The 14939-nt window shown below is 57.2% G+C and carries 13 protein-coding genes; 4 read left to right on the top strand and 9 right to left on the bottom strand.

The window, feature by feature from the left end; translation table 11 throughout:
* Positions 1–42: 42 nt before the first annotated feature.
* From EYC79_RS11105 to EYC79_RS11090, 4 genes are all read right to left on the bottom strand, one after another.
* The gene (locus EYC79_RS11105) at positions 43–1116 is read right to left on the bottom strand and encodes an ABC transporter ATP-binding protein (protein ID WP_113325949.1); all 1074 of its coding nucleotides are present in this window, start codon (positions 1114–1116) and stop codon (positions 43–45) included.
* Between the two features lie 12 nt (positions 1117–1128).
* Positions 1129–1977 (bottom strand): carbohydrate ABC transporter permease, encoded by an 849-nt coding sequence (locus tag EYC79_RS11100; RefSeq protein WP_062597890.1) that lies wholly within the window; start codon positions 1975–1977, stop codon positions 1129–1131.
* Positions 1970–2893, bottom strand: a complete 924-nt coding sequence (locus EYC79_RS11095; protein WP_418122555.1) for a carbohydrate ABC transporter permease — start codon at positions 2891–2893, stop codon at positions 1970–1972. The genes EYC79_RS11100 and EYC79_RS11095 overlap by 8 nt, the downstream gene beginning before the upstream one ends.
* An 85-nt stretch (positions 2894–2978) precedes the next feature.
* Complete coding sequence (locus EYC79_RS11090; RefSeq protein ID WP_113267160.1) at positions 2979–4280, bottom strand: ABC transporter substrate-binding protein; 1302 nt, start codon at positions 4278–4280, stop codon at positions 2979–2981.
* Between the two features lie 204 nt (positions 4281–4484).
* Between EYC79_RS11090 and EYC79_RS11085 the strand changes: the two genes are divergently transcribed.
* Genes EYC79_RS11085 through EYC79_RS11075 form a run of 3 tightly spaced genes read left to right on the top strand, consistent with a single transcriptional unit; the run spans position 4485 to position 7481 of the window.
* Complete coding sequence (locus EYC79_RS11085) at positions 4485–5684, top strand: ROK family transcriptional regulator (RefSeq protein WP_130978016.1); 1200 nt, start codon at positions 4485–4487, stop codon at positions 5682–5684.
* A gap of 37 nt (positions 5685–5721) precedes the next feature.
* The gene (locus EYC79_RS11080) at positions 5722–6822 is read left to right on the top strand and encodes a Gfo/Idh/MocA family protein (RefSeq protein ID WP_130978015.1); all 1101 of its coding nucleotides are present in this window, start codon (positions 5722–5724) and stop codon (positions 6820–6822) included.
* Positions 6823–6839: 17 nt separating this feature from the next.
* Entirely contained in the window at positions 6840–7481 is a 642-nt protein-coding gene (locus tag EYC79_RS11075) for a ThuA domain-containing protein (protein ID WP_062442427.1), read from the top strand.
* Positions 7482–7558: 77 nt separating this feature from the next.
* Here EYC79_RS11075 and EYC79_RS11070 read toward each other — a convergent pair whose 3' ends face one another.
* Entirely contained in the window at positions 7559–9181 is a 1623-nt protein-coding gene (locus EYC79_RS11070; RefSeq protein WP_130978014.1) for a GMC oxidoreductase, read from the bottom strand.
* Between the two features lie 344 nt (positions 9182–9525).
* Between EYC79_RS11070 and EYC79_RS11065 the strand changes: the two genes are divergently transcribed.
* Positions 9526–10395, top strand: coding sequence for a YiiG family protein (locus EYC79_RS11065; protein WP_245495258.1), 870 nt, complete (start codon positions 9526–9528; stop codon positions 10393–10395).
* A 192-nt stretch (positions 10396–10587) separates the two neighbouring features.
* Here the strand turns inward: EYC79_RS11065 and EYC79_RS11060 are convergent, their stop codons facing one another.
* The 4 genes from EYC79_RS11060 to EYC79_RS11045 all read right to left on the bottom strand — a co-directional run bounded on the left by EYC79_RS11060 (position 10588) and on the right by EYC79_RS11045 (position 14913).
* Positions 10588–11667, bottom strand: a complete 1080-nt coding sequence (locus EYC79_RS11060) for an ABC transporter ATP-binding protein (protein ID WP_130978012.1) — start codon at positions 11665–11667, stop codon at positions 10588–10590.
* 4 nt (positions 11668–11671) lie between these two features.
* A complete protein-coding gene (locus tag EYC79_RS11055; protein ID WP_130978011.1) occupies positions 11672–12502 on the bottom strand; it encodes a carbohydrate ABC transporter permease in 831 nt (276 codons plus the stop codon).
* 3 nt (positions 12503–12505) lie between these two features.
* On the bottom strand, positions 12506–13408 hold the full coding sequence (locus EYC79_RS11050; protein ID WP_376784964.1) for a carbohydrate ABC transporter permease: 903 nt from the start codon (positions 13406–13408) through the stop codon (positions 12506–12508).
* Positions 13409–13653: 245 nt separating this feature from the next.
* Entirely contained in the window at positions 13654–14913 is a 1260-nt protein-coding gene (locus EYC79_RS11045; protein WP_130978010.1) for an ABC transporter substrate-binding protein, read from the bottom strand.
* Positions 14914–14939: the final 26 nt, after the last annotated feature.

The following is a 14939-nucleotide window of genomic DNA, read 5'->3' as shown; positions in this document are numbered from 1 at the left end:
GCCCTTGCACTCTGAAAGATCGCTACGGTCCTCAGGACTGCTTCAAAGAGCCAACCCGCTTGCCCTGTCAAAAACATGAACCCGTTCGTGATTGATATTGGCCGCAAACATTGAATTCGTTCTGACCAGTTGTTCGCCATCGACCACCGCCGTCACCTGATGTCCGGCAAGATCGAAAACCACATGGGTCTGCGCACCTGTCGGTTCGACCAGCAATGTCTTGCCGGAGACCATCACGTCGCCTTCGCCGCCCATGGCAAAGTGCTCGGGGCGCAGCCCGATCGTCACGGATTGCCCGCGCTTGACGTTACGATCGCTTGCAATGCGAATGGCCGTGCCGTCATCCAGTCGCGCTGCTGGCGCGCCGTCCTCACCATCGACGATGCATTCGATCAGGTTCATGGCAGGGGAGCCAATGAAGGCGGCGACAAAGAGATTGGCGGGCTTCTTGTAAAGATCGAGCGGCGTTCCCTGCTGCTCGATACGCCCCTGATTGAGGACGACGACGCGGTCTGCGAGCGTCATGGCTTCGATCTGATCATGCGTCACATAGATCGACGTCGTGCCGACCTTCTGGTGCAGCGTCTTGATTTCGCTGCGCATCTGCACGCGCAGCTTCGCGTCAAGGTTGGACAACGGTTCGTCGAAAAGAAAGACCGCCGGGTTGCGCACGACAGCGCGCCCCATCGCCACGCGCTGGCGCTGACCACCGGAAAGCTGCGAGGGTTTGCGATCCAGCAGGTTGGCAAGATCCAGCATTCGCGCGGCCTCGGTGACGCGCTCCTCGATCACCGCTTTTGGCTGACCGGCGATCTTCAGATTGAAACCCATATTTTCGGCGACCGTCATATGCGGATAAAGTGCATAGGACTGAAACACCATGGCGATGTTGCGCTCCCTCGGCGTCATCTCATTGACGATCTTGCCGCCAATCAGGACGTCGCCATCGGTAATTTCCTCAAGCCCGGCAATCATGCGCAGCAGCGTGGACTTGCCGCATCCGGATGGCCCAACGAGCGCAATGAATTCGCCATCGGATATCTCCAGCGAAATGCCGTGAATGACGCCAAGCGAGCCGTAGGATTTGCGGATATCTTTCAGTTCTACAGATGCCATTGTCTTCTCCTCTCAGGACTTGACGGCGCCGGCCGTCAGGCCCGCGATGATGTGTTTTTGCGCTAAGAAGAACACGATGATGGTCGGCAGGATCGTCATGGTGATGAAGGCCAGCACCAGCTGCCACTCGGTACCGAACTCACCACGATAGACCATGATGCCGAGCGGCCATGGGTATTTGGATTCGGAATTGAGCATGATGAGCGGCAGGATGTAGCTGTTCCAGCTGCCGACGAAGGAGACGATCCCGACTGTTGCGATGATCGGCCGCGAAAGCGGCATGGAGATATGCCAGAAGAATTTCAGGTAACCGCAGCCATCGACGAAGGCTGCCTGAAAAAGTTCGTCCGGCAAATTCTTGAAATAGTTACGGAAGAGCAGGATGCTCATGCCGAGGCCGAAGGCCACCTGCGGCAATACCACGCCCCAATAGGTGTCCAGCAGCCCCAGATCGCGGATGCGAATGAACAGCGGAAGGATTGCGGTCGCAGCCGGAAACATCAGTCCCAACAAGAAATAATTGAGCAGAAAGTTGGACCCGAAAAACTTGACATGCGCGAAGGTGAAGGCCGCCATCGCCGAGACGACGAGCGTCAGGAAAACGGTGAGAACGGCGATGACGAGCGAGTTGAAAATCTGCAGCCAGTAGCGTTTTCCAAAGAGGATATCGCCATAGTTTGCCCACTGCCACTCCGCTGGCAGACCGAAAGGATTGACGCGCAGATCGCCGAGCGTCTTAAAGCCTCCAAGCGCCGTCGTTAGCAGTGGTATGAGTACGATAGCGGCAATCAGGGTCAGCGACACATAGAGGTAGATCCTCGTCTGGACGCTGACGCGAACGGATGTGGATGTGTCAGTCATGGCGCATGAAAATCCTTTTGTAACCGAAGGCAAGCGTGACGCAGATGATGAACAGCACCACCCCGACAGCGCTTCCAAGCCCGACCTGCATGCGCATGACGCCGTATGTGTAAAGGAACGTCACCATGGTCTGGGTGGAATTGGAGGGACCACCGCCCGTCAGCGGCATGATCATGTCGAAGAGCTGCAATGAGCCAATCACGGCAAAGAAGATCGAAAGCCGGACCGTCGAGCCGAGCATCGGCAGCGTGACGTAGCGGAACTTCTGCCAGCCGGTAGCCCCATCGATCTCGGCCGCCTCCAGGACGTTCTTGTCCACCGACTGCAGGCCGGCAATGAACAACATCATGTGGAAACCAAAATACTTCCAGACGATGACGGCAAGCATGGCGTAGATCGCAACATCCTTATCCGCCAGCACATAGGGATTGGCGAACCCGAAGAAATTCGAAATGGCGGCAAAGAGACCGTAGTCGCCGTCATAGACAAAGCGCCAGATAAGACCGGCTGCGACATCTGCCAAAACATAGGGCAGGAAGAAGACGAGACGAAACGCCACAACACCTGGAATGCGATGGGCCAACATCGTCGCAAGCCAGATTGCCAGCGGGATTTGTATGCAGATCGAAATGACGATGATCAGCGCATTGTTGATCAGCGCCTGCGAGAACGCAGCATTGCCAAACAGGACCTGAAAATTCTTGAGCCCGATAAACTCGCTCGGCGTGCCATAGCCGTTCCAACGGTAGAGGCTGTACCAGGCCGCCTCCCCCATCGGCAGGATCACGAAGAGGGTGAACAACAACAGCGCCGGGGGCAGGAAAATCAACAAAGTGAGCGCGCGGTCATGCGCAACGGAGCTCTTCTTCCGCTTCGATTTTACGACCGGGCTTGCCAGCGCAGGCGCCGCGTTCATGGAAATATTGGTCATCTTATCCGCTTTCGTATTCACGCAATGGCGATGGGCGCCGCACCAGGCGGCACCCACCGTTCAGGCGGGATCAGCGAAGCTCGAAAGCATCCTGGATCTGCTGCGCGCCCTCTTCAGGCGTCATTTGACCGGAGACGATTTCGACGGAGATGTCGTTGACGACGCGGCCAACAGCGGCACCGAGCGTCTGGTCGAAGAAGTTTTGATGCCACGTGGACGCCGCAAGTTGCTTGGCGGAATCGGCCATCAGCGGATCTTTCACCGCTTCACTCGCACCGACTGCGACGGGTAAGATCATGCCGGCTGCCGCGAGCTTCTTCTCGTTGTCGGCATTGGTGAGGAAGGTGGCGAAATCGATTGCTTCCTTCGAAGCATTCTTCGTCACCGCCCATCCGTTCAGGCCGCCAAGCGTGTCAGTGGCTTTGCCCGCACCGCCCTCGACCATCGGAAAAGCGAAGCGACCGAGATTGTCGGAGGAAAGACCCTTGCCATCACCTGCATTCTTGCGCTGGTTGGCTTCGGTATTGTCGAAACCAAGGATCATCGCCGCTTTGCCGTCGCCAAAAACACCGAGCGCCTGTGGCCAGGTGGCGCCGAGATAGCCCGGCTGGAACGGTTCGAGTTTACCGAATTCTGCAAGCTGCTCGCCAGCCTTGATGATCGTCGGGTCCATGAAGCCTTCGCCCTCGCCCTTGCTTGCGGCATCGAAGACCGCTTGGCCTCCATTGCGCATGACGAGATAGCTCCAGTAGAAATGGATCGGCCACTTCTCCCCGCCACCACCGGCAATCGGCACAATCCCGGCATCCTTGATCTTCTTTACCGCGGCGCCAAGATCATCCCATGTCTTGATGTCTTCCGCCTTGACGCCGGCCTTGGAAAACAGCTGCTTGTTGTAGAAGAAGCTGACAAGGCTGACGCGATACGGCACAGCCCAGACTTTTCCATCGAAGGACAGACCATCAATGGCAGCCGGGTTGTAGGCGTTGCGGATCTTGCCGCCATCAGCATCGAAGATTTCGGTCAGATCCTTCAGAGCGCCCGTCTTGGACTGCTCCTCAAGCACGCCGCCGCCCCAGCTGTAAAAGAAGTCGGGAACGTCATTCGATTGCAAAAGGGTAGGAAGTTTGGCCTTGAAAGCTTCGTTTTCCAGAAACTGCAGCTGAATGTCGACATCGGGGTGTTTCGTCTCGTAATCCTTGGCAATCTCTTCCCACACTGCCACGGATTTCGGATCGAGTTCGACGTGCATCCACTTGACGACAGTTGCGGCAGAAGCGCTTGCTGCGCCGAGCATGAATGTAATGGCTGTGGTGGAGGCAAGCGTGATCAGCTTGCCGCCCAGGCTTGCGCCCGCGTGCATAAACGTCATGATGATGATCCTCCCGGGGACTTCCTCACATTTATTCCCCAATCCGAATTAATTCATATAAGAATCCACTAACTGTCAAGGCGTAACTACTATTTTCCGCAACGCAGCTTGACATGGCGACGCATATTCGGGCTATTTAATCCGTGATCCGATATTAATCGGACATCCTGAATTGCTCTGCTCAAGCTCGTTGCGACTGGACCCATGAAGACTGCCGACCCCGAACTGATGCGTGCAATCAATCGCTTGAACGTCCTCGACACGATCCGTCGTCACGGCCCAATTTCGCGTGTGGAGATCAGTGATAGGACGCAGCTTTCCACCACCACAGTCTCCGCGATAACGGCATCGTTACTGGATGATGGCCTCATTCTGTCGCGCCACCTGGGCGATATACGAACAGAGGGCGCGCGCGGCCGTCCCCGCGTAATGCTGGAACTCAATCCGGATGCTGCCAGGGTGGTTGGGGCCAAAATCGCGGCCAACCGTATGGTCTTCGTCGTCACCGATTTCTGCGGCAACGTCCTGTCGTCCCTCTCGCTGCCCATTCGGATCGATCGCCAGCCAATCGGCGTCATTGCAGATCTGATCGAAGACGGTGTGCGTCGATGCGTCGTCGATGCAGGGCTCTCGCTCGAAGATGTCGACCGGGTCTGCCTCGGTCTGCCAGGAGTGATTGAACACCGCACCGGCAAGATCCGCTCCAGCCCAGTGCTACGCGAAGTCAACATCGATTTTGCCGGCGAGATGACGGCGCGCTTTGGAACGCCCACCATCATTGAAAGCGATGCCCATGCCGTGACGCTTGGCCACCACTGGTTCGGCAAGGCGCGCGATCTTGAGGACATGGTGCTGATCTCGCTGGAGCAGACGCTGGGCTTAGGCGTGTTGCACAGAAACGACCTCTTCCGCGGCGCCGGTGGTCTCAGCCATAATCTCGGTGATCTCGTGCTTGTCGCGAGCCCTGAAGGCACCGTTCGGCTGGCGAGCCAGGCCGGCGAAAATGCAATCCTTGCGTCACGGCCCGCTGACGGACGTTTCGCCGAGGCGATCCGGCTTGGCCGGGGCATTCAACATGCCCAAGCGCTGGTGCTGGCGCAGGACAATGATCTCATCGCCGCTGCCCAACGGGCGGGTGCCGCAATAGGTCTGACGCTTGCCAATATCGTGACCCTGTTTGCTCCGCCGCGCGTCATCTTCGTTGGCTCCAGCCTCGATCTCGGTGCCCCGTTCATCGATAGCATCAGGAGCGCCTACGAGATTTCCGTGCCGCCATCCCTACAAGGCGTGGCGGAACTGGTCTTCGACAACTCCAGCGATGAGCTCTGGGCACAGGGTGCTGCGGCTGTCGCGCTCTACGAACTGTACGAATCGCCTTGGAACACCACAGGCCCAGCTCTCTGAGGAGTGAGCGGGCGCAAGCATGATGGGAGAGTAGAATATGCAAAAGGTCGGCATCGGCATTATTGGATGCGGCAATATCTCGGGCGCTTACTTGAAGGCGATGGCATCCTTCCCGATCCTCGACATCAAGGGTGTCGCGGATATGAACGCGGAGATGGCCAAAGCAAAGGCCGAGGAATTTAACGTCGCCGCGCGAAGCGTCGAGGATTTGCTGAGGGATCCGGAGATCGAGATCATCGTCAACCTGACGATCCCCAAGGCGCATGTCGAGGTGGGCTTGAGGGCACTGGACGCCGGCAAGCACACCTATTCCGAAAAGCCGCTTGGGATTAACTTTGCCGAGGGCAAACGGCTTGCGGAAGCGGCGAAAGCGAAGAAGCTGCGCATCGGTGCGGCACCGGACACGTTCCTGGGCGGCGGTCATCAAACCGCGCGGACCCTCATCGATCAACGCGTTCTTGGGACGCCAGTCGGCGGAACGGCGACATTCATGTGCCCGGGACACGAACGCTGGCACCCTAACCCCGCCTTCTACTACGAAGTCGGCGGCGGACCGATGCTGGACATGGGACCCTATTACATTACCGACCTCGTCAACCTCTTTGGACCCGTCGCCAAGGTGGCAGGCTTTGCCTTTTCGCCACGTACCGAGCGCGTGATCACCAGCGAGCCTCGCAACGGCGAGAAAATCCCGGTCCATGTGGCGACCCATGTCGCAGGCGCGCTTGCATTTCAGAACGGCGCGATCGTTCAGGTCGGCATGAGTTTTGACGTGGCTGGACACAGGCATGTCCCGCTCGAACTCTACGGCACGGAAGGCACCCTGCTTGTACCCGATCCCAACCACTTTGGTGGCGAGGTGCAGCTTCTGAAAAAAGGAGGCGAGTTCGAAATCCAGGAACTGTCGTCGCCCTACGCGGATGGCAACTACAGATCGATCGGCGTCGCGGACATGGCCCATGCTATCCGCTCAAATCGCCAGCACCGAGCCAATGGCGATCTGGCACTGCACGTTCTTGAAGTCATGGAAGCGTTTCAAACCGCATCGGACACGGGCACAACCGTTTCCATCACCACCGTCGTCGACCGCCCGGCCCCGCTGGCCGCGTCACTGGTCGACGGCCGGATCGGTCAATAATTCTGAGGAGGAATAAAATGCGTGAAGCACTGATAGTATGGGGCGGCTGGAGCGGCCACGAACCTGAGGAATGCTCGGTCATCATCAAGGATCTTCTCGAAGAGGAAGGCTTCAAGGTCTATGTCGAACATAGCACCGAGGCCTTCGCCGATCCCTCTGTCCACGATCTCAGCCTCGTCGTACCGATCGTCACCATGTCCAAGATCGAAAAGGAAGAGATCAAGAATCTTGCGACCGCCGTCGAGAACGGTGTCGGCATCGCCGGATATCACGGCGGTGCCGGCGACAGCTTCCGCGAGTGCGTCGAGTACCAGTTCATGATCGGCGGACAATGGGTCGCCCACCCCGGCAACATCATCGATTACACCGTCAACATCACCAAGCCGGAAGACCCGATCATGGCCGGCATCACCGATTTCCCCTACACGTCCGAGCAGTACTACATGCATGTCGACCCTTCAAACGAGGTTCTCGCGACGACAACCTTTACCGGCGATCACGCCTGGTGGATTGACGGCGTCGTCATGCCGGTCGCCTGGAAGCGCAACTACGGGAAAGGCCGCGTCTTCTATTCATCACTCGGTCACCAGGCAAAGGAATTTGCCGTTCCGCAGATGCGGGAGATTTTCCGCCGCGGCGCCAACTGGGCCGCGCGCTGAAGGCGTTAGAATCCTAACCTGATGCAAAGCCGCGTGTATCTGCACGCGGCTTTGCACAATGGCTACCGAAATGGGATTCAACTGATAGCGACCGGCCCAACAGCTTGTTTGGCTGTGAGCGTTTCAACCAAATGGTCTGCCAGTCGCATACTGAGTGCGACTGCGGGCATGGTCGGGTTTGCGTGCCCGCCCGTGGGGAAAACGCAACTTCCCGCAACGAAAAGATTGCTGACGCCGTGAACCTTGCAGTCACGATCGACAACGCCCTCTTCGGGCGAAGCGCTCATCCGCGTCAAGCCGATCTGGTGAAAGCCGTCATAGGCCTGATCACGGAGTGCTTGCAGGCGGGCGGATGCCGGGTGCAGGTAATCGAGCCTTCCCATCCCTCTTTCTTTCAGCCACCGATCGAGAACAGCATGCGACCTTTCTATCGATATGAGGTCCTCATTCCGCACGCGATAATCGATCGCAACCGCTGCCACTTGATCCTCCTGCGTCGACGGCGATGGCATGACGGTGCTGGACATGTCGGGAGCCTGTTCGGCATGGTAGCGCAGCAAATAGCGCCGGGCGGGGTTGACGATCGGCACTCTCCGATCGCGGCGCCGCAGCAATTGGCCGATGGTGCGGCGAATATCCTTCAAGACTGACGCAGAGGGGACGAGATTGCGAAGATGATCCCGGTATCGACGACCTCTTCGAAGCCGCGAGCCAGCAGCTTTACCATTGGCAAAAAAACGGTAGAGACCCGTCAGTTGAAGGGCGAGAAACACCGCGGAAAGTCCAGCCGAATGGTGGAGGGCATTCGAGATGGAGATCGTGTCGAGCCAGAAGACGCAATTGAGTAAGCCGAGGCGCTGTTGCGCATCACCTGAAAGCTGGAAACGGCGCCGAAAGATGCCTCCCCCTTTGGTCGCTTGAAATGACAGTGCATCGACGCCAACGTCGTCTTCTAGTTCCACAATGGCAATGTAACCCGTCAGATGTCCTTGGTAATAGCGCCCAAGTGCAGGGGAAAGAACCCCGGGATGCGCCGTGTGCAATTGGTGGAGCAATCGCACGTTCCCGATGCCACCGGCGGCAAGCACCAGCCTTTGAGCGTGAATTCGCAAAGTCCCCGCCTTGCCTTGAAGCTGCAGATGAGTGACGGCGTGGTTAGAATCGAGCTCGATCGCGCTGAGAACCGTGTCTGGGAGAAAATGGATCAGCTTGGATTGATCGATACGGTCGCGGTACTGCAGTCCGAGGTTGGGCTGAGAACTCCACCACTCTATGGCGTCGAGGTGAACCTCATCGGGATCGCCGTTTATTTGCTTATCACCTAAATCGATGTCGGCGACATTCAAAAACTTTAGCGCGTCTCCGTAGTAGCGACTTACCTCCTTATGGGAGATCGGCCATCCGGAGTTCGGAACGTATGGGCGCCGAAGAAAATCGATGTCGTCAAAGGCGACGCATCGCCCTCCCCATAGCGATGATGTACCGCCCAGCCCACTCGCCGTTGCAGACATCAATGGAGCATGATGTTGATTTGCGACACTGACGTGGCGTCCTCCATCGCCGTTCTCACCCGCTTCTACTAGGAGAACGCAGATACCCTGCTCTTCCAACCTGCACGCAAGAGCAAGGCCAACCGGACCAGCCCCGACAATGCAGACCTGAAACGGTATCGATGTCGCGTTGAGCGCGTCGTGAATCATGGCTTCTCATTTCTGCAAACCATGAACACTAAAAGGCGATCCTGCAGTCGTTACAACGACCAGATCTTGTCCTTCACTTTATATCAGAAAACTGCCTAAAAACGGGTGACCGATCCGTTGCCTGAGGTTGATCGAACCCGCAAGCAAACGCCCAAATCCGTCTCAACGCAAAGCCGCTCCCAAGCCTGTTAAGCGCGCGTCTATAAAAAAGTTCTGGTAAAAAAACGCACCTTCCAGCTGCACCGCAAAGGAGTACCAAGGCGGCGGGATCTACGGGGAAGCATCTGATAAAGGAGAGAAATTTGACAAAACTGATGAGATTTTTTGTTTGTCTGGCGTTCACCATGGTCCTCGCCCCAGCTGCTTGGGCGCAATCTGGAGAAGAGGATCACGGTGCTGCGGTGGAGAAAATGAATGCCTATGTCGGCTTCATGAACCGCGCGATCCGCGCGTCGGACTCGCTTTCCCGATACGAAAGCTGGGTAAACATGAAGAAGGGTCCAACCGGTAAGGAACGCATCATTTACGGGCTTTACGCACCTTATGACGTTCGCACCGAAATTGCCAAAGCGGAAGAGGCAACAGGCGCAGAGCCAAAGATGCCTGATCTCGACGCAGCCATGACGCGGTTCATTGCCGTCTATAAGGAGCTTGCGCCGGTTCTGGAAAAGGCCAGCAAATATTACGACCGTTCAGACTATAAGAGCGACAAGATGCAGGGTGGCAAGGAATTTCACGCTCGGATCATAAAGTTTGCGGATGAATTTTCAACGGCAAGGACCGAGGCCGACACGCTTCTGGCCAAGGAGAAGCGTCAAATCGACTTGCAGGAATTGGCATCGCTGGAGAAAGCCGAGGGCAAGAAATCCCGCTGGCAGGTGCGTAACATCATGATCAAGGCGCAAGCCGTCATGGAGACATTGCCGAGCGGCAATGAGACAAAAGTCGACCTCGGCGCCTATAACGCGTCGCTCAAGGACTATGCCGAAGCCGTCAAGGTGTTCGATGACTACGCGACTGAACATCCCGGCTCGTTCCACGTCTTCGAATCCAGCCCAGGAACGCTTCTCAGCAAGCTGCGGGACTTCCAGGAAAAACTGCAGAAGGCCAAGGGCGATGCTCGTAAAGCCGCCAATGATCTGGAGTGGATTTACAACGACTACAATATGATGGTTTCAACATCTCAGAGCGCAACGACGTTCTCAAATGATTGATCTTTCCTGTTGTGCAAATAGGATTTTCGGCGCGGCGGCCTTAGAACGCCGCGCGTAATCTTAGACGCATCAGAACCGTACGACGTCCTTTTTGCCCACACAGCGTACAATTTAAGATCAGTCCAGATTTCGGGTCCGATGAGGCGTGGCTGCCAAGATCAGAGGAAGCTGCATCCACCGGAGGGCTCGAGCCTATTGATCTGTATTCACGCGGTCACCGTTGCTGTCAAAGACGTGGAGCCTGGCTTGCGGCAGACCAACGCTGATCGAAGCCCCGGGCTGCAACAGTGCACGATCGGAAGAAAACAGCTTGAAGGGAAGCCCGTGTACCGTGAGGTGCAGGATAATACCGAGGCCTGTCGGCTCGACAAGCTCCACCTTGGCATCGACACCACCCGTCTCTGGTGAGACAACGACGTGCTCGGGACGGATACCGAGGGTCATGGCCTCGCCATCTCTAAGCGGAATCGTTCGGCCCAGGGGAAGCTGGCTACCGTCTGGCAAGGACATTGCGCTTCCATAGGGCTTTTGAACACAGCGGCCTTCAAGAAAGTTCATTCCTGGCGAACCGATAAACCCGGCGACAAAGAGGTTGGCCGGACGATCGTAAAGATCGAGCGGCGCACCGATCTGCTGCACATAGCCGGCATTCATTGCGACGATGCGCGAGGCGAGCGTCATCGCCTCGATCTGGTCATGGGTGACGTAGACGGAGGTAGCACGTAGATCGGCATGCATCCGCTTGATTTCGGCGCGCATCTGCTCACGCAGACGCGCGTCGAGGTTGGACAAGGGTTCGTCAAAAAGGAAGGCTTTGGGTTGGCGCACAATGGCGCGCCCCATGGCAACGCGTTGACGCTGGCCGCCGGACAGCGCCTTCGGGCGCCTTGCAAGATAGGGATCGAGACCGAGCTTACTCGATGCTGACGAAACGGCCGCAGCAATCGCCTCCTTGGGGCTGCGGCGAAGCCGCAGGCTGTAGCTCATATTGTCGGCGACGCTCATATGCGGGTAGAGCGCATAGGACTGAAACACCATGGCAATGTCACGGTCCTTGGGCTTGAGATTGTTGACGAGTTGCCCATCGATGGAGAGCGTGCCCGAGGTGATTTCCTCCAGACCAGCGATCATACGCAGCAGGGTGGATTTGCCGCAACCGGAGGGGCCGACGAGAACCACGAACTCGCCATCGGCAATGGAAAGATCGACACCGTGCAGGACAGGATGATCCCCATAGGACTTGGCGACGCGGTTCAGCTCGATGGAAGCCATGGATTTATCCTTTCACTGCACCGGCCGTCAGGCCCTGTACGAGGTATCTTTGGATCAGCAGGAAGAAGAGGCATGCGGGAATGAGCGCCAGGACGCCCGCTGCCATCATCTGCCCGAAATCGACGGAGAATTTCGACACGAATGTCAGGAGGCCGACCGGGAAGGTCGCGTTTTGATTTCCAGAAATCAGCATCAGCGCAAAGAGAAGCTCGCTCCAGGCCGCGGTGAAGACGAAGCCAAGCGTCGCGGCAATTCCCGGAAGCGTCAGAGGCAGGATGATCTGGCGGAAGGCGGTAAAGCGGCTTGCGCCGTCGATCATGGCGGCCTCCTCCAGATCCTTCGGAATGCCGTCGAAGAACGACTGCATAAGGAACGTGGCGAAAGGCACGTTGAACGCGGTGTAGACGATGACGAGGCCGGTCAGGCTGTTGGTCAGGCCGAGCGGAGACAGCATCTTGAAGATCGGTGCCACCAGCATGACCAGCGGGAACATCTGGGTGATGAGCATCAGGGCGATGATCCAGTATTTCCCGCGGAACTGGAAGCGTGAAAGCGCATAGCCGGAGAGTGACGACAGCACCGTAACGGCAAAAGCCGTTGATCCCGCCACGATGACGCTGTTCTTGAAGAACGTCGGAAAAGCGCTGTTTTCAATGACGAAGCGATAGTGGTCGAAGGTTGCGCGCGACGGCCATAGCCGCACACCCTCGCTATAGAGCAAGTCGTTCGGCGTCACCGAAACCTTGAGTAGCCAGAACAAGGGAAAGAGCGCGAATGCGATGTAGACGAGGATCGCCAGGCGGTGCGCGACTGTCAAAAAAATTCGGCCGGTCACGGATCAATCCTTCTCGATGAGGCGCTGGCGCATGATGACGATCAACATGGAGTAGGCGAGCAGAAGCACGAGCAGAACCAGCGCGATCGCCGACGCATAGCCAAAGTCCAGCCGCTTGAAGGCCTGGGTAAAAATATAGCTTGCAACGATTTGCGTGCGGTCGGCCGGGCCACCATTCGTCATGACGATGATGAGATCGGCGAAATTGGCGATCCAGACGGTACGAAGCAGAACGGTGATGGCGATCGTCGGGGCCAGAAACGGCAGGGTGATCGAGGTAAACCGCTGGAGCGGGCTCGCTCCATCGATAGAAGCCGCCTCGTAAAGGTCGCGGGGAATGGCCTGCAAGGCGGCCAATAGCGTGATGGCGAAGAAAGGTATGCCCCACCAGACATTGGCGATGATCGGTCCCCACATGGCAAGATGCGGATCGGCCAGAATGTTATTCGGTGCCGAGAGCATGCCGAGCGACGTCATCCAGTACGGCAGCGGTCCGATCACCGGGTTGAACAACCAGGCCCAATTGAGGCCGGCCAGAAAGGTTGGAACAGCCCATGGAAGAAAGACCAAGGCTTGGGCGATACCGCGACCGGCAAAGGGCTTGTCGAGCAACAGGGCAAGGACAAGGCCGAAGAAGAATTGAAGGAACACCGACGCGCCCGTCCACCACAGCGTGTTCTTGAGAGCGCGGTAGAAGGCGGCATCCTGAGACAATGTCTTGAAATGCTCGAGGCCGATGAAGCCCCCGGAAAACGGATTGAGCAACTGGACGTCGCGGAATGCGTAGGAAAGCCCGAGCACCAGCGGCACCATCATCACGGTGACGATGAGAACGAGGACTGGCGCGCTATAAAGCCATGGCTCAGCCGAGGTGGCCAGCCTTCGCAACATAGGTTTGCGCGACATCGCAGGTGCGGCGCTTGAAAATGACGACATCAATGGCTCCTCAGCGTAACGAAGTCTGGGCCGTAGGCCACGCGCTAATCTCAACTTCACGGCACGTCGCACAAAGGTGTTCGAGAACTTTGCGGTAACGACATGTGACAAAACAACGGCTTAAAGCGCGGGCGTATCGACAAGCTCGCGAAGCGCTTCAAAGCTCGTGGCAGCAGGAAGGTGGCGTACCTTGAAAGATACGCCACCGGTGTCCCTTACTTGGACTGAAGGAACCTCTGCTGCGCCTTCGTCATGTAGTCCGCCCATTGCTTGGCGAGGTCTTCAGGTGTGATGTCACCCAGAAGAGCTTCCTGGGACGTCTTGATCACAAGCGAATCCTTGAAGTAGGCAAACTCCTGAAGGTAGGTCGGCATGGTTGTCGGCACGGCATTCTTGTCGGCCAGTTCCTCGAACCATCCCTTGAACTGCTCGCTTGCATAGAATGGGTCCTTCTCGGCGGAGGTGTGAACCGGAAGAGCACCGGTCTTCTTGTTCCACTCGATATTGCCTTCAGGTCCTTCCAGCGTTTCGATCAGCTTCCAGGAAAGATCCTTGTCCTTGGAAGACGCCATCATCGACCAGCCGGCAAAACCGATTGTCGGGAAGGTCTTTCCATCCGGACCCTTCGGCATGGTCATGACACCGAAATCTTCGCTTTTCATGCGCTGGGCGATGGCGATCAAAGCGTCCGGATCCTGATCAAGGAAGGCGCACGTGCCGGAATAGAAGCCAGCGACGATCTCGTTGAAGCCCCAGTTGACGCTGTCCTTTGGCGCGTAGCTGTTCTTGTAGAGATCGACGACGTAGGTGAGGCCCTTGACCCAGCCGGGGCTGTCGAATGTCGACTTTCCGTCCTTGGTGAAGAACTCGTTGGAGCCGGCCATGGATGCGCCGAACATCACCCAGCCATTCAGACCTCCGGCGCCGCCACGAAGGCAATAGCCATACTTGCCGGGAATGGCCGAAATCTTCTTCGACGCGTCGGCAAATTCGTCCAGCGTCTTCGGCAGTTCCTTCACGCCAGCCTGCTCAAGCAGCTTCTTGTTGTAGAACATCGCGCGCAGGTAGAAGCCGTAGGGCAGCATGTAGGCGGTGTTCTTCACGTCGCGGCCGAGTTCCAATGCGCGTGGTGTCAGATCCGACGTGTACTGCCACTTTGCCAGATAGGGCTCCAGGCTCTCGAGCATGCCGTTATTGGCATAAAGCGACAGCCAAGTGTCAGGCATTTCCATCACGTCTGGAACATCGCCAGCCGATACCATGGTGGCAAACTTCTGGAAGGCCTCGTTCCATGGAAGCGAAATGATCTCGACCTTCGTACCGGGATTGGCGGCCTCGAATTTACCCACGAGGCTTTTCAGAGTCTCGGTGCGCTCCGGGCTGGTGATGACCTCCACCAGTTTCAGGGTCGTGTCGGCAAGTGCCGTTCCGGCCATCATGGCGGTAAAGAATGCTGCTGCTACCAGTTTTTTCATGTCGTTCTCCCTTTTTGTTGTCGTCA

The organism is Agrobacterium cavarae (assembly GCF_004310285.1).
GTDB classification, from domain to species: Bacteria; Pseudomonadota; Alphaproteobacteria; order Rhizobiales; family Rhizobiaceae; genus Agrobacterium; species Agrobacterium cavarae.
The sequence above is the reverse complement of the archived record's forward strand: the minus strand, read 5'-3'. Positions and strand labels throughout refer to the sequence as shown.